This window comes from Microbulbifer maximicatervae (SeqCode) (assembly GCF_052467815.1).
Genome location: NZ_CP174326.1, coordinates 3213810 through 3238674, shown reverse-complemented (window position 1 = coordinate 3238674; position 24865 = coordinate 3213810). Strand labels below are relative to the sequence as shown.

Sequence of the window (24865 nt, the reverse complement as noted above, 5' to 3'; positions counted from 1 at the left end):
CGTTGAGTTAAACCAAGTATGCCAACAATTGCGTTTAAAGCGCCGTGGAGCCGCCAGCTCCAAATTATCAGTGCCATATGCACATTACTCCTACTGGGACTGCCGCTCTTTCTGGCATCGAGAGCACCAGCTGCTCCATCTACCCTCTATAGCATTGCCATAGCACTTCCGCCGGCAATACTGGCTCTCAGCGCCTTCTTTGCCATCCGTGGTTACGCCATCAAAAATGGCAACCTCTTGATATTGCGCCCGGGCTGGAAAACCACCATCTCCTTGGAGGGGCTATCTGAAGCATTCCCCGACTCAACCGCCATGCAAGGATCAGTCCGCATCTTTGGCAACTCCGGCTTATTTGGCTATATAGGCCTGTTTCAAAACCAAAAATTGGGGCGCTATCGTGCATTTGCTACCGATCAGCAAAAATCTGTCGTACTGCGTCTGGCTACACAAACTATCGTGATCACCCCCGATAAACCGGAGCGGGCAGCGGACATTCTCCGCCAACACTGCCAACTTCAACCCAATCCAAATTAATTGCTCCGACAACAACGCCACACGAATAGGCACGAGAAGTCGACAGGAAGTTCAAACCGATGAAAAAGTTCGCTTTTATAATTGCCGCCGCATTTACGCTGCTATCAGCAAGTGCTCACTCCGCTTGTGTGATTTTATTGCATGGACTAGCCAAATCAGATAGCTCAATGGAGAAACTGGCAAAGGCCACAGATGCCGAAGGTTTCCAAACGGTCAATATTGATTACCCTTCGACCAAGCACTCCATTGAAACCTTGGCTAGCATGGCCATAGCGCCTGCTGTCGAGGAGTGCGGTAACGCGCAAGAAATCAATTTTGTCACTCACTCCATGGGCGGCATTCTGGTAAGGCAATATCTACATTCAGCTGAAATCAAAAACCTGAATCGCGTTGTCATGTTGGGCCCACCTAACAATGGCAGTGAAGTTGTCGATAAATTGGGATCATTTCCCGGCTTTAAGTTCATGTTTGGAGATGCCGGGCTGCAGTTGGGTACCGGCGAGATGAGCGTCCCTAATAAACTTGGAAGCGCCGATTTTGATGTAGGTATTATTGCCGGCACTCGCAGCATCAACTTGATCCTGTCCCGCCTTATTCCTGAGACCGATGATGGTAAAGTCTCTGTATCCAGTACAAAACTGGACGGCATGAACGATCACCTACAAATGCCCGTCACACACGTATTTATGATGAAAGACAAAAAAGTTATCTCTCAGGTTATTCACTACCTGAAGCATGGATTCTTTCACAGAGCTGATAATCAAGCATCCAATTAAAATTTATCGATCTTATAAATAACCTATACCCTTTAACTCCAATCACAATACAAAAATTAGTGACAATAATTTGGAATTCACCTTTATGCAGTGGCAATGGTGCAGCTTTAATGAGCTTACGCTCAGTCAACTTTATGAAGTTTTACGAATAAGGCAGGAGGTTTTTACAGTAGAACAAGACTGCCCCTACCAGGATGCCGATGGTAAAGACCAACACTCCTGGCACCTGATCTGCTGGGAGGGCGACGAAAATAACCCGCAGGTTATGGCCTACCTGAGAGTTGTTTTCCCAGGTCTTAAATACCGGGAACCTTCGATAGGAAGAGTGTTAACCGCAGAAGCCAGTCGCGGAACAGGCCTGGGCAAGGAGCTGATTCGCCGAGCCGTAATGCACACATGCGAAGAATACCCCAACACTGGTATTCGCATTTCAGCTCAACAACATTTGGATAGATTTTATGGAGAGTTTGGCTTTGAGCAGGTGTCTGAGCCATATCAGGAGGATGGTATCCCGCATATCGAGATGCTTCGCCCCGCACATAACTGAGGGGGCGCCAGGGGGCTGCAGGGTTACTGCAGCCCAGGAAATTAATTGCTACCCAGAGGACTGGCACTGGCAGGCACAGGCTCACTACCTCTCTGGCGAGCCTTGCTGTAAAAGCATGAAGCTGCAATGCCTGCAGCAATTAGCAGCCAAACAGCATTAGCTACCAGGGACGCCCGCACAAAGGAGTCCCCACCAAATTGCGCAACATGCACCGCTACAGCTCCAACACAAGCGAGAATGGTTGCAATCCGCAGAAACATGGACCACTTAGCCACAGTCCCTACAAACGCCGCCACAACACTTAGCAGCAAAGTCACCAACCAGAATACCTGTGCCGCATTGAGCTTAAAGGCAAGGTAGGTAACCGCACTCAGCGCTATAGCAAATGGTATACCCCATACCTGGGCAGTCCAGACTCGCTCAAGGCGCACAGCAGGATTACCACGTTGGCGCTTGCGTACGAACCAGATATTAATACCGGATACCACCAGCAGGCACATTCCCACCCCTAACAGAAAGTAGGCGATTTTCACCGGAAAGCCTGAAAAGTGGCCAAAGTGTAAGCGGTAAGTAGAAAGATAAACCTGCTTGGCCCCATCGCCCTCAGACCAGCCCTCTTTTTGAATCAGGCTGCCGTCGGGATTAAAGTGATATCGCTCACCCCAGACTAACCGCTCAGGAACCCGAGTCCACACCTCAACAACCTGACCCTCACGCCCTGGGAATGCTACCTCAATACGGGTGCGCTCCTCCTCCGGTGCGATGCGATCCATCGTTGCCAAGATCGCAGCGTAGTCTGGATAATCGACTTCAGGAGCATTTTCCTCCATCACTGGATGGTCCGCATAGAGCATATGCTCGACCTTTTCCGTATCTCCATCAAAGAATACGCCGGCAATTGCAAAAGCAGCTACCTGGGACAACCCAATAAAAGCACCCGTAATAGCGATAGCAAGATGGAAAGGTGAAGCCCAAACACCCAACCGATTATGTAAATCCACTTGCTGCAAGCGCTTAGAGCCCGCAAGGCGAAAAGAAAAAGCATCTTTAATGATTTTTGGATGGGCCAACAAACCGGAGACAATCAATGCTGACATCACCACACCGATTAGGCCAACCAGTATAACTCCATAGCCAACCGGGAGGTTGAGCGCAAAATGCAAATAGGCTAGGAAGTGGGTCCATTCGTGTTCAACTTTACCAAGCAGGGAGCCATCTTCAGCGACATACCGCTCCATATCACCAACTTCAACCACCAATCTAGGCATATCCTGATTGGGGATGGTGAATTTGATTGACTCGAGATCTTCCTTTTCTTGCTTGGCCAGCGCGATAGCATTCTCTGTCGCAGTCCGGTACACAGAGGCTTCAACATTAAGGTTTTCCAACTCTGAGGCCTGCTCCCAGCGTTCGAACTCATTGTAGAAAACCGCCAGTGTTCCGCTGACACAAACAATATATAAAAGGGTGGATATCGCCAGACCGAGAACTGAATGCCCATCAGTCATATTACGGACAAAGCCAGGGGTCGGTTTAAAGGAAAGTTTCACGTTAAATTCCTGCTCAAGTCCGTTGATTTATGCTGCCGAAGCCGGAAGCGAAAATGCCAATAACAAACCGCTAACCGCTGAGAACGCCAACAGGGCAGCCGAAGGGCGTAATAGTTTTTTATCAGCGCAGCACCAAATCATCGCCAGGGTCCAAATGGTCACTGACATGAAGGCACCACCAACTAATCGGGCAGCTTCAGAAAACCCGGTAAAACCGAAGAAAAGCAGACCGGCGATTAGGCCACTAGCAGTGGGCAACAGAAAGGCTGCCATAAAACGCATGAAGCCCCGCAACCACAATAGAAGCAGGGCTTGAGATTCGGGTGTCCCCGAGCGCTGTTTTTCAATCGGCCTGGAACCCTTGGGCCAGTCTGCCTTTAGAGCCAGCAGAGCAAAGGCCCCCAGCATCACAATCAGAGTGGCAATACTAATTCCGAATTCCACTCCAACAATTGAGCTCCAGCCAATGGCCGATAACACCATGGCAGCCCAACCACCCCACCTGCGTACTGGCTCTGCCCCACTACGGCTCCAGGCGGAATAAAGGAGCAAAATACCAGCTAAAGCAAAAGCACTGGAGGCACCGGCAATCATATAAAAAGACATTGGTATTACCATCACAGCGGGATTCAATTCCCGTCTGATTGCTAAAACGTAAAAAAGGGAGCCTGCCCACAGACTCCCCCTGCGGACAAACTCCCTGCCTACACTAACTTAGAAGGTGTAGCGTGCTTCCGCAGTTACGTAGCGACGCTCACCGTAGAAGCAGTCACCTCGGCTCAGACAAGCGGTAGTGTGAACTTCATCGGTCAAGTTCTTTGCATTCAACTGGAACTTCCAGCTTTCCAGGGTATAGCCGATAGCGGCATCATACAGAGTGTATGACGGGTTATAGGACGGGAAGGTTCCGGTTGAATCTTCGACACCGGTATAACTTTGACCCACATAACGAACACCGATGCCGGCATTCAAACCAGGTAACAGGTTGCCAAAGTCATAGTTCCCCCAGACGGAAAACTGCTCTTCAGGGACAGCTTCGATATCCTCATCAATGTTGAGGCTACTGTAGTTGGCAACCAGACTCAAATCACCAAGCTTACCTACTGCCTCCAATTCAAAGCCATCGAGCTCGGCTTCGCCAAGTTGGGTTTGGTAGCCCTCATTATCGTAATCGTCTACTAGCAAATTCTTCTGCTTGATTTCAAAAGCAGAGGCTGTAATCAACAGATTGGTACCTTCAGGTTGGTATTTGATACCTGCCTCTACCTGCTCCCCCTCAACTGGCTTGAACGGAGTCTCATTCGCATCAGAATCGTTTACAGGTTCGAAAGATTCAGAATAGCTTACGTAAGGTGTGATACCGTTATCGAAGGCATACATTACACCAAAGCGCATAGTCGTAGCATCATCCTCAAATGAAGAATCACCAGAGTCGGACTTCGCATTATCGCGACGAATTCCAGTGGTGATAATCCAGTTTTGAATGCTCATTTGATCCTGGAAGTAGAATCCAAGCTGCTCGGTATCTGTACTGCTCTCAGACCAGTAATCAGTTAAGCCTTCCAAGTCATTCAAGCTACTCAGACCAGCAGGCACGTAACCGTAAACCGGGTTAAAGATATCAATGGTCCCGCCGTAGCCATACAAATACAGACGATCATTGGTTGTTGTTGCATCCTGGCTATCCAGACCAAAAGAAACCTGATGCTCCAATGCGCCTGTGGCAAACTCCCCAGACATACGCAAATCGAAGATGAGCAGGTCGCTTGTCGCATCACTCATGTAGATAGTACGTGTTGCTTCACTGATATCCGGGTTGAGGCGCGTGGCATCAAAGTTGGTCCACATAGAGTTGTAATCAACTTCCCCTTCGGAGTAACGCAATCCGGCATTTAATGCCCAGCTATCACTGAAGCGGTGATCAACCCAAACACTGTAAGAGGTTTGCTCTGTATCATATTTATCCCAGCCCGGCTCACTTAAGAAAGTATCGGTGGGAATATCACCGTTTGCGTTATCAATCAGGGTACCGCCCCAAGGCAAAAATGCGGTGGTAGTACCAGATTCATCTTTTTGATAGGAGGTCAGGAAAGTAACTTCAGTATTAGCACTCGGGCGCCAAGACACTGAAGGCATAAACAGGGTGCTGTTATCATCTACATGATCAACTTGAGCATCCGCATCACGGTCATATCCAACTACACGATACAGCCATTGCTCGGAACTATCTATCGCTCCAGTAACGTCACCAGCAAAAACGAGACGATCGTAGTCGCCAGCCTGAACCATCACTTCGCCACCAAACTCATTTTTAGGGCGCTTAGAGACCAGGTTCACAATACCGCCTGTAGAACCCTGACCGTAAAGCACGGAAGATGGTCCTTTTAGGATTTCAACGCGCTCAAAAGCATACGCATTAGCGCGAGAGCTGGTGTAACTACCAAAGATAGACTGCAGGCCGTCAATAAACATAACCGGATCTACGCCGCGAACTGTCGACCAGTCACCGCGCGCATCCACACCATAAGTCCCACCATTAACGCCAGCGACATACTGCAAAGCATCTTGAACGGACTTGGCACCGATAGAGTCCAGGAAGTCTTTATCCCGTAAAGAGATGGAAAAAGGAGTCTCATCAACCGGAATATCCAGCTTACCGATAGAGGTTTGGCGAGACAGGTTCAATTCACCGGTTACATTTACCTCTTCAATACGATCATCTGTGTTATCCGCAGCAAACGCTACAGAAGAACCGCCCGCAGCAATAGCCAGTGCCAACAAGGAACGGCTGATTCCAGAAATTACAGGAGAAGCTTTTTGCATACTTTTCGTTCGAGCGGTACTCATAGAGATCTCTCAATGCCAACTGAATTTAGATAGATCACGTTTTAGGTGTGACCTTGATAACTGGTCGCGAATCCTAATAGGAATCGTTATCATCTACAACATTATTGGAACATTTTTTTACTAAAAATGTCCTCGCGGCAGTTAATGACAAAAATACCAGCAGAGAAAGACAATCTCACAGCAGCTAAATTGCACGTTTTTACCAGTTAATTCAGGCCTAGAATGGGGCTCAGGAGGTTTAGATTCGGCTTGAACACAAGAAGATAGCTGGATGACCGCTCAGCAGCCGCCATCCAGTTTAGTATTTTATTTTATTCGACCAATTCGCCTAGGGGTGCTCCAGCCACTCAAGGGTAGGTATAACTAGCCTGCACTCCCAAAGGCATTCCCAGTGTCCAGTAAGCCACCAGGAACAGCGACCAGCAAATCAGGAACACAATGGAGTACGGCAACATAATGGATACAAGTGTCCCAATACCCGTTCCCTTCACATAGCGCTGGCAGTACACAACCACCAAGGGGAAGTAAGGCATCAACGGGGTAATGATATTGGTGGAGGAATCACCTACCCGGTAAGCGGCCTGGGTGAGATCAGGGGAGAAACCGATCTGCATCAACATAGGCACAAAGATGGGGGACAGCAGCGCCCACTTGGCAGAGGCAGATCCCACAAATAAGTTGATAAAGGCTACCAGTACAATAATGCCCATCAGGGTAATCGGGCCCGGCAGCTCCATCGCCGCGAGCAAGCTCCCTCCCTCTACCGAAAGCAGCGTACCCAAACCGGAGCGGGCAAACTCAGAGATAAACAACGCACAGAAAAAAGCCATCACGATGTAATAAGCCATGGAGCCCATGGTTTTGGACATCGCATCAATAACATCCTTACTCTGGCGGAAGGTACCGGCCGCATAGCCAAACACCACACCGGGAATCACAAACAGCAGGAAGATCAGCGGCACAATCGACTTCATAATTGGCGCAGTGAAGGAGGCTAATTCCCCTTCTGCATCGCGCAAGGCTGAGGTCTCTGGCAGCATCCAGGCCACAAGCCCGACGATACCCGCCACCATCACAGTTACCGCCAGGTACATGGCTTTTTTCTCGCGGGCGCCCAGTTCCTGCATTACTGGCATATCCGCTTCATCGCCATCCACCTCTACATTCTTGAGGCGGGGCTCGATGACTTTATCCGTCAACCACCACCCCAACAGGGTCACAAGCAGGCAGGATGCCGAAGTAAAGAACCAGTTGTTAAGGGGGTTTACCTGCATTTCCGGGTTGGCGATTTGTGCCGCTGTCTGGGTAAAGCCTTGCAGTAAGGGATCAATCGCTGAAGGAACAAAGTTGGCAGAGAAGCCGCCTGAAACTCCGGCAAATGCGGCAGCGATACCCGCCAAAGGGTGGCGCCCTGCCGCATAGAAGATCACCCCTCCGAGAGGAATTACCAATACATAACCTGCATCTACGGCTGTATGACTGACGATGGCCACCAAAATCAACATAGGTGTCAGAAGCATCTGCGGCGTTACCGCCAGCAGCTTTTTCAATACCGCATTGATAAAGCCACTCTGCTCAGCCACACCGACCCCCAGCATGGCTACCAGTACTACCCCCAGGGGCGCAAAACTGGTAAAGGTAGTTACCATGCCAGACAGGAAGCGAGCCATTTCACTACTGGAAAGCAGGTTGGTTACCTGTATCGCCTCGCCGGTAGCGGGGTGTAAGGCTTCGAAATTAACACCAGAGAGAAGCCAGGAGAGTACCCAGATTCCCACCATCAAGATCAAAAACAGAACAGCCGGATCGGGTAATTTATTACCGACAACCTCAATAAAATTGAGCGCTCGATTAATCCAGCCATTTTTATTATCGGCACTATTGCCGGCATCAGGATTTGCCTGAACGTTTTCCATGTTTGCACCCTGTACATTTATTATTTTTTATTTAAAAGGAGGCCGCTACTCCATGGCCTCCTGCTTTTTCAGGAAAAGCTTTAACCTATCTTGCGGATACCAACCGCGTGACGCAACTTCTCGATAAAGGGCGCAGAGTAAGCGCGAGCCTTAATAGCCCCCTTCTCCAGCTCCGTTTCAATTTGGTCCGGGTTAGCCAGCAGCTCATTGTAGCGCTCGCGAGCTTCACCGATCTGGCCGTTCACCAGCTCAAACAACTGCTTCTTGGCCTCACCCCAGGCAATGCCCTCCTCAAAAGCTTTGCGCATTTCTGCTGTCTGTTCTTCGCTGGCAAATGCCTGCCAAACCTGGAATACAGTGGAAGTATCCGGATCTTTTGGCTCACCTGGCTCCAGCAGGTTGGTTTTGATCTTATTAATGTGCTTTTTCAGCTTCTTCTCAGGAAGGAACAGCGGAATAGTATTGCCGTAACTCTTACTCATTTTGCGACCATCCAGGCCCTGCAGCACAGCTACGTGGTCGTCAACTACCGCTTCTGGTAAAGCGAAGTGCTCGCCGTAGTGGTGGTTGAAGCGCTGGGCAATATCCCGAGCCATTTCGATATGCTGTACCTGGTCTTTACCCACCGGCACCTTATTGGCGTTGAACATCAGGATGTCGGCGGCCATCAGGATCGGGTAGCTATACAGCCCCATGGTGACGCCAAAATCGGAATCTTCGCCATCGGCACGGTTGGCATCTACCGCTGCTTTATAAGCGTGGGCACGGTTCATCAGGCCCTTGCCGGTCATACAAGTGAGCAGCCAGGTTAATTCAGGAATCTCATGGACGTCGGACTGACGGTAGAACACCACATTGTCGGTATTCAGGCCCAAGGCCAGCCAGGTTGCAGCGATCTCCAGGGTGGACTGATGGACCTGTGCCGGGTCCTGGCACTTAATCAGTGCATGGTAATCGGCCAGAAAGTAGAACGATTGGTTGTTTTCATCCTGACTCGCGGCGATCGCCGGGCGGATTGCACCCACATAGTTCCCCAGGTGTGGAGTACCGGTTGTTGTAATACCGGTTAATACGCGCTGTTTCGTCATAATTCCTTCGTAGTCTGTACTGTCATCAGGCAATAGAGACCGAATCATACCCCTTTAGTGCCCGGGGGTGTATCAACCAAAGGTACCGACTCCCCATAGCCGTACCAACACGCGGCCAACGTTAAGCCTCAAGCGCCACTTTGGCGGAAACCTGGAATTGGCGCTGATATTCACTGGGTGAGATCCCAAACGCCCGACGGAAATGGTGACGCAATGTCGCACTACTCTCAAAACCAGCCAGTTGGGCTGCCCGATCTACAGACTCCCTACCGGACTCCAGCGCCTTCTGCGCCGCCCGCAAGCGCTGCTGAATCAGCCACTCCTTGGGAGCAATTCCCATCGACTGGCGAAACTTTCGGTCAAAACTACGGCGGGATAAATGAGCGCGCTGCGCCATATCATCAATTTTGATAGCGCCATCCAAATTGCCAATCGCCCAATCCAGCGCGGCGGAGAAGTGGTCTGGCCGTTTGGCAACGGGCATCTCCACATATTGGGCCTGGCCACCCTGCCTATGGGGTGCCATCACCAACCGACGAGCCACCGAATTGGCTAATTCATAACCGTGATTGCGCCGCAAAAACTCAATGCCCAGATCGATGGCGGCACTACTACCCGCTGCGCAAGCCAGTGCATCCTCCCACACATAGAGAACGTCTCCCACATACTCCACCGCAGGAAAGCACTCACGAAAACGATCCGCAAACAACCAGTGGGTAGTCGCCTGCCGACCATCAAATAGTCCCAGTTCCGCAGGCAGAAAAGCACCGGAGCAAAAAGTAAGAATCTGGCGGCTGGCAGCGGCAAACTCAGCCACCGCCCTATGTACGCGCTCCAAATAAGCATCTTGTGGTTGTGCATTGGTCGACCAACAGGGAATCACCAGCAGATCATAATCCATCAAACTCTCTACCCGCCGACAAGCCAGAGCCAGACCGCCGGTCGCCAGAGGGTTTTCCTCAGCGAAAGTCACAATTTCACCGGTGTAGAGCTCGCTAAGTTCAGGTCGGGGTAGGCAAAAGAGTTCGGTAGCGCAACCGAGTTCGAAGAGTGAGACCTGCCGGTGGGCGAGAACAGCCACTTTCTGGCTCTTATTAGGCTTTTGTGCCAACGTCGACATAGGTACCCCTAACCCTCAGCAGTTAATTAAATTAGGTTAACGAATAAATCCAATCCAGCATACCCAGTTGAGCAGTTATTGAAAGCAATGCCGGGAATAAAACCCTCAAGCTTTGAAGCATTATTTGATCGGTAAATCACCATCATCCTCAAATAAGTAAAGCCGAACCCCACTAGCCAAGGCCGACCCACAAGTTTGCACGCAGAATTGGCGCAAAATTAATGCTATCTGGCTCAGAGGTAGATCGCCCGGGAGCAATCAAAAAGGGACACTATCGCCACTTGGAAATCTGACGAACACCGAGAAACCACCGGGAGTAATATATGAGTTCAGCCGTAAGTAGAGTACCCGCTGCCAACAGCCAAGATGCGCTAAACCACTTCCAAAACCTCCTATCTTTTGAAACAGACTGCTGGGATGTACACCACGCAGTCAGCCAAAATCGCAAGGACTTTGTACTTTTAGACGTGCGAGGTGAAGAGGCCTATAAAAACGGACATATACAAACAGCTGAATCCTTACCATACAGCCGTATCAATAAAGACAGGCTGAGCGAATACCCTTCAGATACTTTATTTGTTGTCTATTGTGCAGGCCCACACTGTAATGCGACAGAAAAAGCTGCTATCAGGCTGGCCACGCTTAACAGGCCGGTCAAGAAAATGATCGGCGGCATCACCGGATGGCTAGATGAAGGGTTTACCCTCATCCAAGAAACAGCCAAATCAATTTAACTCCTATTGTTAGCCTTTTCCAGGATGACATAACTTGGCACAAGGATGTGCCAAGCTATCAAACGCCTACTCAAAGAAATACTGATTAATTGGTACTGATATGTTTGTTCGCCACGCCCATCCCACCGACTGTTTTTATCTCTACAATATGATGCGCTGCTTAGCCAGGCATAATAATTCAACTGACTCTTTCCATATTACCCAATTTGAATTGCAAAATAGGTTATTTCAGAGGAAAGAGCATCAAGTGCTAGTTGTGGAACAAGACCACAACCTTGAGGGGTATATCAGCTTTAATATTATTCCAGAAAGTGAAAGCTCGGCGGCCTGGGCTATTATCAGTGAGCTATATATCGAGGATTGCGATACAAACCGAAAAGAAGAGATTACCCAAGCCCTATTGAGTGCAATTGCGAAAGAAGCTCGGAAATATCGCTGCATCGAGATAAGGTGGAAGGTATCTTCAAAGGGGCATAAATAAAAACTGGCTTTTTAGCAAGGATTGCAAGTTCAACTTGTAATACAAAAAGAAACGGAGAGTTCTAAAGTTCACCTAACAGAAAACAATTAGCCCTTCCGCCACCTAACTAGCTTTGATATTCAAAAGAGCCTTTTGGCAGCAAAGAGACACTCGAACCAGAGTGCGTATATCGCCTGCCAGCCAAAGGCTAAAACTTTATGCTTGGAGTCTAGCTTCTTAATCGCCTGCCCCCCGGAATTGTCTCCTTACGACATATTCAAGCCTCCAATTTCTGTTTCTTTTTGATCCTCACATAGACTTCTTCACGGTGGATAGGCAGTGACTTGGGTGCGCTTATACCTATCTTAACTTGATTACCTTTTACCTCCAGCACTGTGACTGAGACATTTGATCCAATTCTTAGATACTCACCTGTCCGTCGCTTTAAAATCAACATTCTCATTTCCTTCAATAATCAAAGTTTGGGCACTTCCGGGATGGGGGAACTTGTGATTCAACGTTTGGAGGAAATGTGGGGTGGTGCGCGAGGGCGGTAGGCACAGAAGAGGAAAAGGCGGGCGCTAGACTTCCAGAGCCTGGGAATCGGTCCCAAACTACTGAATGTACTCCACTTTATTGAAGACGAGTGGGTTTCTAGCGTATTATCCATATAGCCATTTTGATAGGACATGTATCAATTTGGTTAGCTGGCCCCGGGTGTTCGCGCACCTTGGGTCAGCGCCTTTTACTTACTCTTACGTCACGCTACCGTTCTCCTTTTAGGGAATGGGTCTTTTGGAAAATTCTCGGCTCTCTCTAGGCTTTCAAGCCTGTAAAGCCGCTTTAATCAGCTCACTCAATTACGGTCAAAATACTAGAAATATCTATCGATTTTACGCAGCTTTGACATTAAAACAAACTTAATAAATTCCAATAAGATCATTTTCGTGCCTATATTTTTATCATTTCTGGCTTCTGAAATCTCAGATAATAACCAATAGCTGCTGTTTAAATTGGAATTCCCCTTGTGCTTTTTCGAAAAGCTTGAAGAATTAAACTCTCAATCACATAGCTAGCTGGAAGGGGGAAACAGAAGAAAGCAGACGTTTACCGATAAACTAAATAGCTTATCAGCTTTATGCACGTTGCCATGCTCCTTTGCGAAAGGCAGGAAGACCGCGAATCTATTGTAAGGATAAATAGGGCTAAGGTGTAAAGTTACCAAGTAGCAAGTCATCACCCCATATTGCACCTATCTGGTTATTTTTAGGTTAAACCAATTGTAACGGCAATACCTGTGAGGCCTGATTATACCTTGATTCGACAACGCATTTATGCGGCAGCCTCAGGTGAGCGCCTAAAGATCCACTTCCCTTTGTCAGCAATGAGCGCTTGTATTTACCGAAAGAACTATCCTTTCAGCTGAATCACTAATTAGAGTTAGCGGTTTGGGGGTGTCGGAATATAGCCCCCAAAAAAGAGGTTGTATTGACGAAAACACACCCCCCATCTTAGAGCGTCTCGGTATCTCACCCCAGCACTGGCTATATCTCACCCAGAATTTAGACTCGTTTTAAAGACTTGATGGGATCAGCAGGAGCAGTAGAAGAAGCTTGTAGCAACCTCGATAAACATTGGGTACCGGGCATGGGTGACTGCTAGCACATTTTCTCAGCTAATCTAGCCTTCACCAAACACTTGACACCAAAATTTCCGATTTTTTTTCAGGAAACACTGTTTTCCAAAACCTGAGTGCAAATTCGCAGTATTTCACGTCCAAAATTTATAAATCAGAGATAAAGAGCCCCCAGAATCAGGACTTATCGCGTAACTGACACCTCTTTCCAATCTATGAATACTCAGAATGTGATGTGCCGCCCATTTAGTGACGGCACACAATTTCAGACCAAGGTTCCAGCCATCCAATCTAAGGACTCTCAAATTTATGGCTAAAGGACAATAGACTTACGATACTAATTGATTAATGTAGCACTTAAACTCATTAGAATTTGATGGCATATTTGCAAAGTCCGCCCCATCCATTTTTCCGGCTATTTCATTAGCTTGCGCATGAGTATCACAACCATTGCCAACCAATAACTGAGTCACCTCTAAAACACCTCTTGTGCATGATTTAAGAAATGGAGTTTTATCCCAATCACCACGACCTTCAATATCAGCTCCATTTTCCAGCAAACAGGAAATAATTTCTAAAGCACCCTTAGGATTAACATTTGAGCGGTCAATTGATGAAAGTAGCGGGGTAAACCCATCACTACTTTTAGCATTAACATCAGCACCAGCGCCTATCAACTGCCGTGCAAAATCCACATTAAATGCTCTACAAACAGGATTCAAAACGTAAACCCCTTCAGAATCTGGCACTGTAGGATCAAAACCATTAAGAATTAACTCCTCCACTGTCATCAGTGGCGCCAACTCCAATAGTTCATCATACGACTTAAACATTCTGCTTTACCCTGCTAGCTAATTTTAGAGACATTGCTCAGGACAATTTTGCTTTACTGCACGTTCAGCATTTTTAATTTGGTTATCCACTTGCTGCATGTGCCTCATATGCTCTTCATCTGGCACTCCATTAAACCACCTATCTGTCATTGACTGCCTCAGATTCCTACAATCTTGAGCCTTTTTGAGCTGCCACTTCGCCCTATCACATGGATCAAGAAACCCAGGCGGTTCAGGTTCATCGCAACGGTTATGATACTCACTTTTATTAGCCTCATATTCGATTTCGCTTTGTAAGTCGCTTACGTTTTCGCTGAGTTGAGATAAGGCCTGCACAGCTCTATAGCTTCTATAAGCACGATACCCAAGTTGTGCAACCCTTATTCCACCAATTACTGCTCCCACACAAAGCCCAGTACCACAGACCAATCCTGTAGGATCCCCATTCGCGACAGGGTTTTGATAAACATATCCGTAAGTATTTATTCCACCATTGAGCCCTATAGGATCACTTTGCAAATAACGCCCACTACCCGCATCATAATCTCGGAAGTAGTTATAATAATGCTCAGCCTCATCTCCCTTGACTTGCCCAGGAAATCGAAGATTGACTAATACCAGGTTAGTATCACCATCTGGATCAACATTAGGCTCGGACTTACCAAATGCATCACTATCCCAGCGCCAAACAATCGCTTCACTTTCATTTGTAGCAATACGCGGAGTATTTAGATGGTCAGTATGCAAATAGGTTAAGTTGCTACCCTGTACCTCCCCTTCGCTATAGCTAATCTCAATCTGCGCCACTGGCATATTGTCGAGATAGATATAATCAACCTGGCTTTGAATCTCACTGTCATCGGCAGCGATATTGGTCTCCGTCAGGTATTGGCCACCCAAGTCATAGTGCAGCAGATTATCTTCTGTTTTATCTGTGCGCACTCGCTGGCCAAGGGCATTGTAATAATAGGTACCCTTAAGGATACTGTCTTCGCTATAGGTTTTAAGGCGGTTGGCATGATTGTAGGCGTACTGCTTGGCACCATTCCCCATGCTAGTGGTGTTGCCTACCTCATCGGTCACCCAGGCCTCGTCACCTTTGCTGGTCAGGCGGTTGGAGCTGGCTTCATAGCTGTAAACAGTACTGCTCTCAATATCATCGGTGCTGGTAGTATCCTGCTGGGTGCGATTGCCTACCGAATCGTAGTGATAGCTGTTTTCTCCCTCGATATAGCCTTCATCCGTAAGCCGGTTTAACTTATCGTAGATAAATCCCCGGTCTTTGGCGTTATCCAGGTTATCCTCTATACAGGTGATATTGTTGGCTAAGTCATAGGTATAAAACTCAGAGCGAACATTACCGATCCCCGAGGCACTTACAGTTTCCAGTCGGCCATCCAGGTCGTAGCTATAGCTCTGGCTGATACCATTGCCGTAATCCATAGAACTAATACCGCCGAAAGGCTCACAATTTTGGATACCCAGAATTAGCTAGCCAAAAATCTACCAGACACCGACTAGCAAACACAGATTTTGGGGTTGCTAGTTTTGTGAAAAAAACTAGAGGGGAAAGACAACTAAGGGGTAAAGCGAACTTTAAGAAACGACAAAACCCTGCGCTACTGAACTTTGTCGTTTAGTGGTCAAGAAGAAGCCTACCCTTTATTCAATTCGCAACGTAGCTGCACAAAAGATCCCTTTTTATTTCAACTCTACAATCATTCGGCACCCAGGATTCCCTCCTTTAAATTATTCCCGGAATTCCAAGTAAGTTATAGCAGACTGAATTGCCCCACCATACAGAAAAGAAAAGGCGCCCCACGCTAGAACCTGCCCCCAAAGAAAACCTGCTTGGTACTGACTAAGTATCGCCGCTATAAAACCAGGTAGAAATATAGCCTCCAAAATAACACTCGCTATAAAACTTACGCCCCACCCGCCGAAAACAGCCAAACAAATTCCGCAAACCAAGTTTAACCTAAGTCTAACTATAAGAGCAGCAAGCAACACAACACCCAATGACTGAAGCAACAATAAATAGGACTCACTATACTTAAATTTAAGTTGGGTTAGCCATAACCATAATACGCTAGCGGTTACGAATACTGACAAGATTCGCCTTATAAAAGCTCGATCATTTAACAGTTGCACCTTCAAATTTCTCCGAAAGTTTTCCTGGAAGCCAAGTCTGACCATCTAGGCCATTGAAGACTTTCGACTTATTAAAAACGTCTGATGTATTCATGGCGCAAGTTAACCCAACGGCCGTAGAACGTTGTATAAATGTTGCTTCCGGACATTCATCAAAACAACAAAGAAAAAAGTCTAAACGTCACATACATTGACACAACAAAGAGATCACGACAACATACTGTATATAAAAATATATTAAATTTGTTTCCATAACCATACCCTGATGCTCACAGAACTCTCTTGATGCAACACCCTACTATCACTGCGTCACTCATTGTGTACGCAGGGCATTCCTTTGCGGGAAAGATGCTCAGCCAGGGAACACTATGAGCATCGACCCCAGTGGATTGTGGCCAGGATGCAAAAACTGGCTGGCAGTTTCGCCCTTGATATCGCAGCCTATGCAGCAATGAGTAATAACTATCATATTGTGCTCTATATTGACTCAAATACATCCAAAACTTGGCCCGACACTGAAGTCATCTCTGGCGGGAGTTTTTTAATATTCCCATACTGGCTCAACACTATGTTCAGAGGTACACCCTTAATCACGGTGAGATGGAAAAGCTCAAGGAACTTATTGCTCTTTGGAGAGAAAACTTGATGGATATCAGCTGGTTTATGCGCTGCTTAATTGAATCTGTCGCTCGCCAGGCCAATGTGAAAGATAACTGCACAGGCCGCTTTTAGGAAGGATGCTTTAAATCCCAGGCCTTGCTAGATGAGAGAGCTCTCACTGCCTGCATGGCCCATGTCGATCTCAATCCTATCCGAGCCAAAATAGCAAAAACCCTGAAAGATTCTTGCTATCCTTCCATTCAGCAACGTATTCATGCAGCAATCTCAGGTGAGCAGCCCAAAGAGCTGCTCTCGTTTGTTGGCGATGAGCGACTAAACATGCCTAAAGGACTTCCCATTCGGCTGGATCACTATTTAGAGCCGGTGGACCGGAATGGTAAAGTTTAGATCCCAGAAAGCGCGATTCCATTTCTGAGAACGCTCCCCCAATACTCGAACGACTGGGTATACCATCAAAATATTGGCTTTATCTCAGTCACAACTTTGAAAACCACTTTAAAAGGCTTAGTTGGATCAGCAGAGACCGTACTAAAAGCCTGCAAACAGCTCAGTAACACCGGGGGTACGGCACCCGCGATTGCCGGCGCTACCTTTCTATAGCACCCTACTGATTATTCCCTCCTTAGCTACCTTAACTCCTCTTGGTTTTTACCTTAATAAATGCAAAGGATAATTGTTAATTTTCTCATTACGCCCTTGTATCAACTAAAGAAAAAGCAGACATTATGGGGGCCTTTATGGATGTCCGCGATGTTAAGGGTTCGAGGTAATTTCTGGATGTTTAGTATTTAGTGTACTCTGTTGGAACCATATTACCAAAACCACCGTACGCTGGGCTCTCAGTAAAGATTAACAAGCTCAAATAACCCTGCGTAAACTCCGAAAGAGAGATAGAAAGTCGAACACTGCTGCCTTTCTTTGCAGCACTGGGAGCAAAAAAGCTAGAAAATCACTTCCGCAAACCGCTTACAGGAACTCCAACCCAAATTATAGCCTTTTCGGATTGAAGCCCCTTCAGGTAAAAAAAAATAAAAGAGAGATTTAATTAATAAATATAGACAGCACCCGCAGCATCTGCATCATTTATGTCCTGATCAGCTCCTGAACCCTGCTCCTCAGAAGCACCAACTACCAATGTGTTTCCATCACCACTTATAGCAATTGAAGTCCCAAAGTAATCTCCCGCATCAGTATTTTTCGCTTTCAGGTAAGCGCTCTCAACCCATTGTCCATCCATTTTCTTGTAGAGATAAGCAGCACCTGCATTCGCTGCCGAATTATCACTGGCATCAGCATCGAAGCCTTTGCCAGCGCTGCTCTCCTGAGACCCTACCGCAAGTAGTGAGCCATCAGTATTAAGACTAATAGCCGAACCAAAGACATCACCTTCATCAGTGTTACTCGCTTTCAGATATTCATCCTGAAACCAAGCATCTCCATCGTGGGAAAACAAATAGACAGCACCATTGTTATAGCCGCTAAGGTCATCGGGATCTTGTGAGGCTCCTGCCTGGAGCGTTGCGCTCACCGCAAGTAGGGTACCATCGCCACTAAAGCTTACATCCCAACCAAAGCGATCCCCTATATTTGCATTACCTGCAGTAAGTAACTGCTCCTGAACCCAACCGTCACTATTGGAAAATATATAAGCAGCTCCTTTGGCTCCGTTTCCACCAATAGCGCCAACTGCCAAAATGGAACCATCATCACTCAAGCTCACGGATGAGCCAAAGTCCATACCTGCATTGCTATCACTTGCCTTCAAGAAGGCTTCCTGATTCCACTCAACCCCGGAGTACTGGAATATATACACCGCACCGGAATCGAGAGCATAATCATTATCAAAGCCGGCACTGATACCAGTAACACTGCTATCTTCAGATGGGGCTGCTACTGCCAAGGTTGTTCCATTACCACTTAGACTCAACGCCCGCCCAAAAAAATCATAGTAGCCATGATTATCTGCTCTTAGTTTAGCGCTGTGAGTCCACTCCAAATTCTCACGAGTAAATATATGAACTGCTCCAGCTGAAAAATTGTCATCCTCACCATTTTCTTTATAAGCACCTACAGCCAAAGTATTCCCGTCACCACTGATACTAACTGAAGATCCAAATGCAGCCCCACTTTCAACTACGGAAGCTTTTAAAACATCTCGGTAAACCCACCCATCCTCACCATAGTCAAAAATATATACAGCTCCCGATCCGCTAGCTGCATTATTGAATTCACTTAGCTCATTACTATCTTCACCTGTAGCACCAACAGCAATGACAGAGCCATCATCACTAACCGCAACAGACCAACCAAACTGATCGCCGGCATCAGTATTACCAGACTTAAAATAACCAATACTTTCGAACACTTCTTCATCAATCGATATTTCTCTTGAATCCAGGCAGGCTATATCATCACAGGTTTGCAATATATAACGAGCGTTCAGTCGCTCAAATACAGGCACCTTGATTTCCACAACTTCAGAGCCTACAGAAATTGGGTCACTAACCACCTCATAGCCAGACTGGCCATCCTTGTTCTCAAGAAGCTGATAATAAGTAGCACCATCAATATCTGACCATTCAAAAGTGAAAACTTTTGCGGAATCAAAATACAGATAGGGGATCGCCGCTTCTGAAAATGCTGGTGTGGCAACAGTATCATCTGCCCCCCCATCGGATGAACCACCCCCACATGCACTTAGAAATAAACTGCATGCAACAATGACCGGTCTATTAATAAATCTCACAACATCCCTCCCCAAGGATACAATTTTTTCGCGCGCACCCTATCAAACTTCAACAAAAAGCAAAACCATAAAAGGTTAAAGCGAAAGACGGAGGAGACAACACTAGAAGACAGTCGCAACAGCTAATATCTAAGCTTCATATAAAACATCACTTTTGAATTAGTATACTTGTACCGACTACACTTCTTACACCTATTGGTTACTGGCAACTGTCGGGTATCAGGTAAAATGACTCACTCAAGGGGTAGGTTTGGCAAGATACAGTATTGCCTTCAATCAAATAAAGACAAAAAAGAAGTAAAAAAAGACACCTTTCTGATTAAAATGAATCAGAGCAAGGGAAATAGAAGTGGGGTGAACCCGATTAGATAAAGTTGCTTTTTGGCATTGAATACCAAACTTGCCCCCCCCCAAGCCCCAGATATCAGAACCTGGAGGAGAAAAACAATAAAGGGCTATTTAGCTTCCTAAAGTTGCCCCACCATCAACAACAATATCTTGCATGGTGATATGCGCAGCCATATCCGAGGCTAGAAACATAACAGTATTTGCTATATCAGAAGTACTCGCGATCTTTTTTAAGGGGATACCCAGCTTATATCCTTCTGGATTACCGGCAACAGTAGCAGCCTCACTGCCTTCACTTCCCCACAGTTCACGCAGCATCTCAGTATCTGTAGATCCTGGTGAAACTAAATTACAACGGACGCCATATTCTGCTAGCTCAAGAGCTACGCAATGGCTCAGTCCAACCAGGGCAGATTTTGATGCGCAGTATGCCGTCATTCCCAGTCTTGGAACATGGGCTGCATTAGAGGCTACATTTACAATAGCCCCTTTACCCTGATTTTTGAAATGGAGCGCCAGCTCTTTTATCAAATTAAAGGGGCCTGTCACATTTACTGATAAGCAATCATGCCAATCGGAAAGTGTCAGTTCGGATATACCTCCAATCCGTAGAATACCCGCTGCATTAACTAGAATATCCGGGCCCAGGTTGTCAGTAAGTAACCCCTTACAAACCTGAACAATCTGATCTGAATTTGAAAGATCCAAAGGGACAGTCTCATAACCATACTCAGCCTCAGGAAATTTTATATCTAAACCAAATACAGCAGCACCATGTTCACAAAACAAATTCGCTATGGTTGCCCCAATTCCTCGACCGGCACCGGTAACCCAAACCCTTTTCCCTGAAAAATTCATATGTCCACTACTCTTTTAATTCAGGGTATTTACCCTGAATCAGCTTCCACCACCCATTGAGTGAGGGGGCAACAGCCAGCTCTTCGAATGTCATTTGGACTCCTAGCTTTTGCCAATCAGTAATCAAGCCCATTAGCTGGGCCGAGTCCAGCCCATAATCAATGAGATTTTCATCTGCATCAAATTGGTCAGGCTCTTCATCAATCAGCTCCAGCAATTGCTCCTTGAGAAAAGACCAGGTTAACTTATCCTTTGATGAAACCCCGAGAGATACGACATCATCTGTTGCAATGACACTTCCGCAACGATTAGCTACATATTTAAGTGCCATAAGATGCTCTTCTTCAGAGAAATCACCAACAGCATCAGCCACCATGAATGGCTGAACATCTCGCATAAAAGCATCCAATGCTGTGGTTAAACAGCCGATATGCGCATATATACCGCATATCAAGAGTTGATCCCTTCCTTTCTCTGCAAGAATTTCCTGAAGCTCAGATCGGTAAAAAGCACTATATCGCCACTTAACCAATACAATATCATCTTCATCTGGCGTCAAAGCAGGCACTACTTTTTGCAAGCTGGGGTCAGCTTTGGTAAGTCCTGGCCCCCACATATCGTTTAGCAATGCGCGATCTTTATCGCTTTGCTCAGTGGGTTGAGCCGTATAAATTACCGGTACCTGATGCTTTTTAGCCCAAGCCCGCACCGCAACAATATTGTTTTCTATATTGCGGACCAACTCGCTTCCTTCACCAAAAAAGCGGACGAAATACTCCTGCATATCATGAATAAGCAAAGCACTTCTGGAGGGGTCAATCTTCCAGCCCACCTTATTTTGGGGGAGAGAATCAATCGTGGGTAGACTATAGTTATCCAGTAATGGAATTGACATAAATATTAAGACCTTAAATCTTTGGAGCGGCTATACTTTCAAGCAGTTCTTTGCGCAAAATTTTCTTGTCTATTTTTCCTACCGGAGTAAGCGGCAAAGTCTGCACAAATTTAAATTTATCTGGCAGCTTGAATTGAGCTACCCCGAGCTCTCGCAAGTACTTTCTCAGAGTTACAGGGCGCAAGCTATCATCACTTGACACTAAAAAAGCACAACTTTTCTCGCCCAGTAAATCATCCGGCATTGCTACCAAGGCCGCTTGAGTAATGGATGCATGACGTAACAAAAGACTTTCTATCTCTTCAGCCGCTATCTTTTCTCCACCGCGATTGATTTGATCCTTTTGCCGACCCACTACTTTCAAGTATCCACGGTCATCACGCTGCACCAGGTCCCCGGTGCGGTAAAAACCCTCACTGTCAAAAGCTTTTTTGTTATGCTCCGGGCTGTTGTAGTAACCGCGTATTGTGTATGGGCCTCGAGTAACCAGCATACCGGTCTCTCCGGCAGGAACCGCATCTCCGTTCTCGTCAATGACCCGGACTTCATCATCAGGGCACATGGGGCATCCCTGGGTGCAAAAAGCCAAAGCAGTATCATCATCCAAGCGGGTATAGTTAACCAAACCCTCAGCCATACCAAATACTTGTTGCAGTTGGCATCCTAGCTCTTCCGGCACTCTGCGAGCGACACTTTCAGCAAAATTTGCTCCACCCACCTGTATTAGAGAAAGCGTGGTCAACTTTTCACTGTGCTGCGGGGCAGCTTTAAGCCAAAGTGAAACCGCCGGAGGTACCAGTGCCACCATATTAACTTCGTGCTTTGCTATCAGCGCAAAACAATTTAATGGCTCTGGATCAGAAGCTGTTATTACGGTGCCGCCGCTATCAAACACCCCAAGAGAACCTGGTGAGCTTAATGAAAAGTTATGTCCAGCGGGAAGTGCGCATAAATACCGGGTCTGAGGACTCAGATCGCATATCTCTGCACTTCTACGAACGCTGTATAAATAGTCATTATGGGTGCGGGGAATGAGCTTTGGTGTACCGGTACTGCCACCCGAAAGCTGAAAAAAAGCAACTTCTCCAGGAGGAGTTGGCTCTAATTCCCCATTAGGTTCCGTTATATTTATACTGGCATCAAGTGAATCGGCAGAGTTATCCTTTCCCCACAACAATACATGATTTACAGAGGAAGTTTTCTGCTTTAGCTCTTCTATAAAAGCAACATCAGAAAATAACGTGTGGGAGGCCGAGGCGATAATAAGAGTAGGGTGAAGCTGATCAGCATAAGCCAATAGCTCCAAGCGCTGATGACTGTACAGCGCATTGACCGGAACGACACCTGCTTTTAACAGTCCAAAGAATACAATATAAAATTCAGCAATATTCGGTAGCTGGACCAAGGCCGTATCGTAAGGTTTAACCCCCTTTGATTTCAGGGAGCGAGCCAGGTTATCAGAAAGCTGATCTAATTGGGCATATGAGAAATGTCGACCACCACAAATAATTGCTGTGGCATTAGCATCTCTTTCACAAGACACTCTCAAGATATCCGTTAGCGGCTTATCCTCCCAATAGCCAAGATCCCGATAACGGCGAGTCTCCGACTCTGGCCAGGGCGTAAATTCAATACTCATTAAAGTGCTTCCTGCTGTGTAATTCCCAGAGCATTGAGCATTGTGCCCAACTTCGCACCAGTTTCCAGCCACTCCGATTCAGGGCAGGAGTCCTCAACAATACCCGCCCCAGCAAATAATTGAACATGATTGCCGTTAACCGTGCCACAGCGAATAGTAACTACCCACTCACCATTACCTTCAGCATCACACCACCCCACCATTCCAGTGAAAACACCTCTTTCAAAAGACTCCACTAAGCGGATTAAATTACGAGCATCTTTTGTGGGAAAGCCACAAACAGCAGGCGTTGGATGCAGTTGACAAGCAAGTTCCAAAGCAGAAATTTCAGGGTCTTTCAGCTGACCGTGGATGAGAGTCGATAAATGCCACATAGCCGGGGTGCTTATAAGTGCAGGAGCAGCAGGGATATCGAGCGAGCTACAAAACGGTGTGAGTACTTGGCGAATTTCATCAATGACCAATTTATGCTCGTAGCTGTCCTTTGCAGAAGTAAGTAGCGATTCACTTACAGCTTTATCTTTCTCCAGATCGTTCTGCCGTTTAGCTGAACCGGCTAAGGGATTGGAAGTCAGTTCGCTTCCTACTTTTCGTACTAACAACTCAGGACTTGAACCGATAAGCTCCTGATCTCCCTCAATGGGGACCCGAAAATGATAACCGGAGGGATTCTGCACAATTAATCTTGAAAAAATTTCATCAACAGAAACTTTATCAGCCAACTCTACGTTTAGTACCCTGGACAGTACGGCTTTACGTAATTCGCTGTGTTGGAAATTAGCAATCGCCTGCTCCACCGATTGCTTAAAGCGCCACTCGCTGGGAACGCTTTGCATCTTTTCTACCCGGGGGACAGACGTGCACTTTCCTTCAAGGGCTGAAACCATTTCTCTGCGATCAAAAAACTCACAGTCGGCAGGAATAAACAAGCGAGACTGCTGGCTGAGGTCGAAAGGAACTGCACCAATTACAATAGGGTTGCAGATTCCCGCCTCTCTCGCCTTGGCAAGAGCCCCCTGCACCGACTCGTGAAATAGCTGGCTACCTCCACTCGCTCCCGGTATCACCGGCTGGTTGATCTCTGCAAAAACTCCCTTGCCCCGCAAGCTTCTGTAAGAGGAGGAAAACAAAAAATCAGCGGAATTGGAAATAGGCGATCGTCCAGATTCCATGTCCTGAGTCGGGAAGAGCATAAACGGACACTCCATTGAATATGCAAATGAGAATGACTATCATTATAATTCACACCCAAAAGCATTTGTCAATTGGTGTACTCAATATTTGAGAAGTATCTGCAAGAAAGGCAGCGAGGGAGGCGTCACACGAGCTAAGAAGCTAGGCAAACGTTTAAATGTGCGAGACAAAAAAACAAGAGTGATCTAAAAAATAAATTTTTATTTATTTCAGTTGTAACCACCCAGGCAGATTTTCTCTGTTTTTCAGTAACCTCTTGCAATTTCCGTCACATTTAATTGCCGTCAAACCATGCAACTAAATAAAATTTTCCTTGCTGAGTTTTTGAATTGCCCCACACAAGACGCGAATGATAATAATTTCTATTTACAC

20 protein-coding genes are annotated in these 24865 nt (G+C 46.7%); 6 read left to right on the top strand and 14 right to left on the bottom strand.

Annotated features, from left to right (window positions below):
• Window positions 1-18: 18 nt before the first annotated feature.
• The 3 genes from ACJJIW_RS14120 to ACJJIW_RS14110 all read left to right on the top strand — a co-directional run bounded on the left by ACJJIW_RS14120 (window position 19) and on the right by ACJJIW_RS14110 (window position 1857).
• Complete coding sequence (locus ACJJIW_RS14120; protein ID WP_282933480.1) at window positions 19-534, top strand: PH domain-containing protein; 516 nt, start codon at window positions 19-21, stop codon at window positions 532-534.
• A gap of 59 nt (window positions 535-593) precedes the next feature.
• Window positions 594-1310, top strand: coding sequence for an esterase/lipase family protein (locus ACJJIW_RS14115; RefSeq protein WP_444935507.1), 717 nt, complete (start codon window positions 594-596; stop codon window positions 1308-1310).
• Between the two features lie 85 nt (window positions 1311-1395).
• The gene (locus ACJJIW_RS14110) at window positions 1396-1857 is read left to right on the top strand and encodes a GNAT family N-acetyltransferase (RefSeq protein ID WP_444935506.1); all 462 of its coding nucleotides are present in this window, start codon (window positions 1396-1398) and stop codon (window positions 1855-1857) included.
• Between the two features lie 41 nt (window positions 1858-1898).
• On the opposite strand, the gene ACJJIW_RS14105 is transcribed toward ACJJIW_RS14110, so the two are convergent.
• From ACJJIW_RS14105 to ACJJIW_RS14080, 6 genes are all read right to left on the bottom strand, one after another.
• Window positions 1899-3407, bottom strand: a complete 1509-nt coding sequence (locus ACJJIW_RS14105) for a PepSY-associated TM helix domain-containing protein (RefSeq protein ID WP_444894359.1) — start codon at window positions 3405-3407, stop codon at window positions 1899-1901.
• A 27-nt stretch (window positions 3408-3434) separates the two neighbouring features.
• Window positions 3435-4013, bottom strand: coding sequence for a hypothetical protein (locus tag ACJJIW_RS14100; protein ID WP_444894360.1), 579 nt, complete (start codon window positions 4011-4013; stop codon window positions 3435-3437).
• A 108-nt stretch (window positions 4014-4121) separates the two neighbouring features.
• Window positions 4122-6254 carry a TonB-dependent siderophore receptor gene (locus ACJJIW_RS14095; protein WP_282933485.1) on the bottom strand — a complete coding sequence of 711 codons (2133 nt, stop codon included), beginning with the start codon at window positions 6252-6254 and terminating at the stop codon, window positions 4122-4124.
• Window positions 6255-6601: 347 nt separating this feature from the next.
• Window positions 6602-8170, bottom strand: a complete 1569-nt coding sequence (locus ACJJIW_RS14090) for an AbgT family transporter (RefSeq protein ID WP_444935505.1) — start codon at window positions 8168-8170, stop codon at window positions 6602-6604.
• 80 nt (window positions 8171-8250) lie between these two features.
• Window positions 8251-9258 carry a tryptophan--tRNA ligase gene (locus ACJJIW_RS14085; protein WP_282933487.1) on the bottom strand — a complete coding sequence of 336 codons (1008 nt, stop codon included), beginning with the start codon at window positions 9256-9258 and terminating at the stop codon, window positions 8251-8253.
• Window positions 9259-9379: 121 nt separating this feature from the next.
• Window positions 9380-10378, bottom strand: coding sequence for a helix-turn-helix domain-containing protein (locus ACJJIW_RS14080; protein ID WP_444935504.1), 999 nt, complete (start codon window positions 10376-10378; stop codon window positions 9380-9382).
• A 323-nt stretch (window positions 10379-10701) separates the two neighbouring features.
• Between ACJJIW_RS14080 and ACJJIW_RS14075 the strand changes: the two genes are divergently transcribed.
• Both ACJJIW_RS14075 and ACJJIW_RS14070 read left to right on the top strand, forming a co-directional pair.
• A complete protein-coding gene (locus ACJJIW_RS14075; RefSeq protein ID WP_444935503.1) occupies window positions 10702-11112 on the top strand; it encodes a rhodanese-like domain-containing protein in 411 nt (136 codons plus the stop codon).
• 247 nt (window positions 11113-11359) lie between these two features.
• On the top strand, window positions 11360-11593 hold the full coding sequence (locus tag ACJJIW_RS14070; protein ID WP_444935502.1) for a hypothetical protein: 234 nt from the start codon (window positions 11360-11362) through the stop codon (window positions 11591-11593).
• A 256-nt stretch (window positions 11594-11849) separates the two neighbouring features.
• Here the strand turns inward: ACJJIW_RS14070 and csrA are convergent, their stop codons facing one another.
• From csrA to ACJJIW_RS14055, 3 genes are all read right to left on the bottom strand, one after another.
• A complete protein-coding gene (gene csrA, locus ACJJIW_RS14065) occupies window positions 11850-12029 on the bottom strand; it encodes a carbon storage regulator CsrA (RefSeq protein WP_444894366.1) in 180 nt (59 codons plus the stop codon).
• Between the two features lie 1508 nt (window positions 12030-13537).
• Window positions 13538-14041, bottom strand: a complete 504-nt coding sequence (locus ACJJIW_RS14060; protein WP_444935501.1) for an ankyrin repeat domain-containing protein — start codon at window positions 14039-14041, stop codon at window positions 13538-13540.
• Window positions 14042-14065: 24 nt separating this feature from the next.
• Complete coding sequence (locus ACJJIW_RS14055) at window positions 14066-15484, bottom strand: RHS repeat domain-containing protein (protein WP_444935500.1); 1419 nt, start codon at window positions 15482-15484, stop codon at window positions 14066-14068.
• Window positions 15485-16978: 1494 nt separating this feature from the next.
• Here ACJJIW_RS14055 and ACJJIW_RS14050 point away from each other — a divergent pair.
• The gene (locus ACJJIW_RS14050; protein ID WP_444935499.1) at window positions 16979-17200 is read left to right on the top strand and encodes a hypothetical protein; all 222 of its coding nucleotides are present in this window, start codon (window positions 16979-16981) and stop codon (window positions 17198-17200) included.
• 658 nt (window positions 17201-17858) lie between these two features.
• On the opposite strand, the gene ACJJIW_RS14045 is transcribed toward ACJJIW_RS14050, so the two are convergent.
• The 5 genes from ACJJIW_RS14045 to ACJJIW_RS14025 all read right to left on the bottom strand — a co-directional run bounded on the left by ACJJIW_RS14045 (window position 17859) and on the right by ACJJIW_RS14025 (window position 24492).
• Window positions 17859-19559 carry an FG-GAP repeat protein gene (locus ACJJIW_RS14045; protein WP_444935498.1) on the bottom strand — a complete coding sequence of 567 codons (1701 nt, stop codon included), beginning with the start codon at window positions 19557-19559 and terminating at the stop codon, window positions 17859-17861.
• Between the two features lie 459 nt (window positions 19560-20018).
• Entirely contained in the window at window positions 20019-20765 is a 747-nt protein-coding gene (dhbA, locus tag ACJJIW_RS14040; RefSeq protein WP_444935497.1) for a 2,3-dihydro-2,3-dihydroxybenzoate dehydrogenase, read from the bottom strand.
• Window positions 20766-20772: 7 nt separating this feature from the next.
• Complete coding sequence (locus ACJJIW_RS14035) at window positions 20773-21660, bottom strand: isochorismatase family protein (protein ID WP_444935496.1); 888 nt, start codon at window positions 21658-21660, stop codon at window positions 20773-20775.
• 13 nt (window positions 21661-21673) lie between these two features.
• A complete protein-coding gene (locus ACJJIW_RS14030; RefSeq protein WP_444935495.1) occupies window positions 21674-23299 on the bottom strand; it encodes a (2,3-dihydroxybenzoyl)adenylate synthase in 1626 nt (541 codons plus the stop codon).
• A complete protein-coding gene (locus ACJJIW_RS14025) occupies window positions 23299-24492 on the bottom strand; it encodes an isochorismate synthase (RefSeq protein WP_444894373.1) in 1194 nt (397 codons plus the stop codon). The genes ACJJIW_RS14030 and ACJJIW_RS14025 overlap by 1 nt, the downstream gene beginning before the upstream one ends.
• Window positions 24493-24865: the final 373 nt, after the last annotated feature.

What these genes read in the sequence shown, in the direction of transcription:
- ACJJIW_RS14120 (WP_282933480.1), top strand. Translation starts at nt 19, where the DNA reads ATGCCAACAATTGCGTTTAAAGCGCCGTGGAGCCGCCAGCTCCAAATT.
- ACJJIW_RS14115 (WP_444935507.1), top strand. Translation starts at nt 594, where the DNA reads ATGAAAAAGTTCGCTTTTATAATTGCCGCCGCATTTACGCTGCTATCA.
- ACJJIW_RS14110 (WP_444935506.1), top strand. Translation starts at nt 1,396, where the DNA reads ATGCAGTGGCAATGGTGCAGCTTTAATGAGCTTACGCTCAGTCAACTT.
- ACJJIW_RS14100 (WP_444894360.1), bottom strand. Translation starts at nt 4,013, where the DNA reads ATGTCTTTTTATATGATTGCCGGTGCCTCCAGTGCTTTTGCTTTAGCT.
- ACJJIW_RS14095 (WP_282933485.1), bottom strand. Translation starts at nt 6,254, where the DNA reads ATGAGTACCGCTCGAACGAAAAGTATGCAAAAAGCTTCTCCTGTAATT.
- ACJJIW_RS14090 (WP_444935505.1), bottom strand. Translation starts at nt 8,170, where the DNA reads ATGGAAAACGTTCAGGCAAATCCTGATGCCGGCAATAGTGCCGATAAT.
- ACJJIW_RS14085 (WP_282933487.1), bottom strand. Translation starts at nt 9,258, where the DNA reads ATGACGAAACAGCGCGTATTAACCGGTATTACAACAACCGGTACTCCA.
- ACJJIW_RS14080 (WP_444935504.1), bottom strand. Translation starts at nt 10,378, where the DNA reads ATGTCGACGTTGGCACAAAAGCCTAATAAGAGCCAGAAAGTGGCTGTT.
- ACJJIW_RS14075 (WP_444935503.1), top strand. Translation starts at nt 10,702, where the DNA reads ATGAGTTCAGCCGTAAGTAGAGTACCCGCTGCCAACAGCCAAGATGCG.
- csrA (WP_444894366.1), bottom strand. Translation starts at nt 12,029, where the DNA reads ATGTTGATTTTAAAGCGACGGACAGGTGAGTATCTAAGAATTGGATCA.
- ACJJIW_RS14060 (WP_444935501.1), bottom strand. Translation starts at nt 14,041, where the DNA reads ATGTTTAAGTCGTATGATGAACTATTGGAGTTGGCGCCACTGATGACA.
- ACJJIW_RS14055 (WP_444935500.1), bottom strand. Translation starts at nt 15,484, where the DNA reads ATGGATTACGGCAATGGTATCAGCCAGAGCTATAGCTACGACCTGGAT.
- ACJJIW_RS14050 (WP_444935499.1), top strand. Translation starts at nt 16,979, where the DNA reads ATGGCCCATGTCGATCTCAATCCTATCCGAGCCAAAATAGCAAAAACC.
- dhbA (WP_444935497.1), bottom strand. Translation starts at nt 20,765, where the DNA reads ATGAATTTTTCAGGGAAAAGGGTTTGGGTTACCGGTGCCGGTCGAGGA.
- ACJJIW_RS14035 (WP_444935496.1), bottom strand. Translation starts at nt 21,660, where the DNA reads ATGTCAATTCCATTACTGGATAACTATAGTCTACCCACGATTGATTCT.
- ACJJIW_RS14030 (WP_444935495.1), bottom strand. Translation starts at nt 23,299, where the DNA reads ATGAGTATTGAATTTACGCCCTGGCCAGAGTCGGAGACTCGCCGTTAT.
- ACJJIW_RS14025 (WP_444894373.1), bottom strand. Translation starts at nt 24,492, where the DNA reads ATGCTCTTCCCGACTCAGGACATGGAATCTGGACGATCGCCTATTTCC.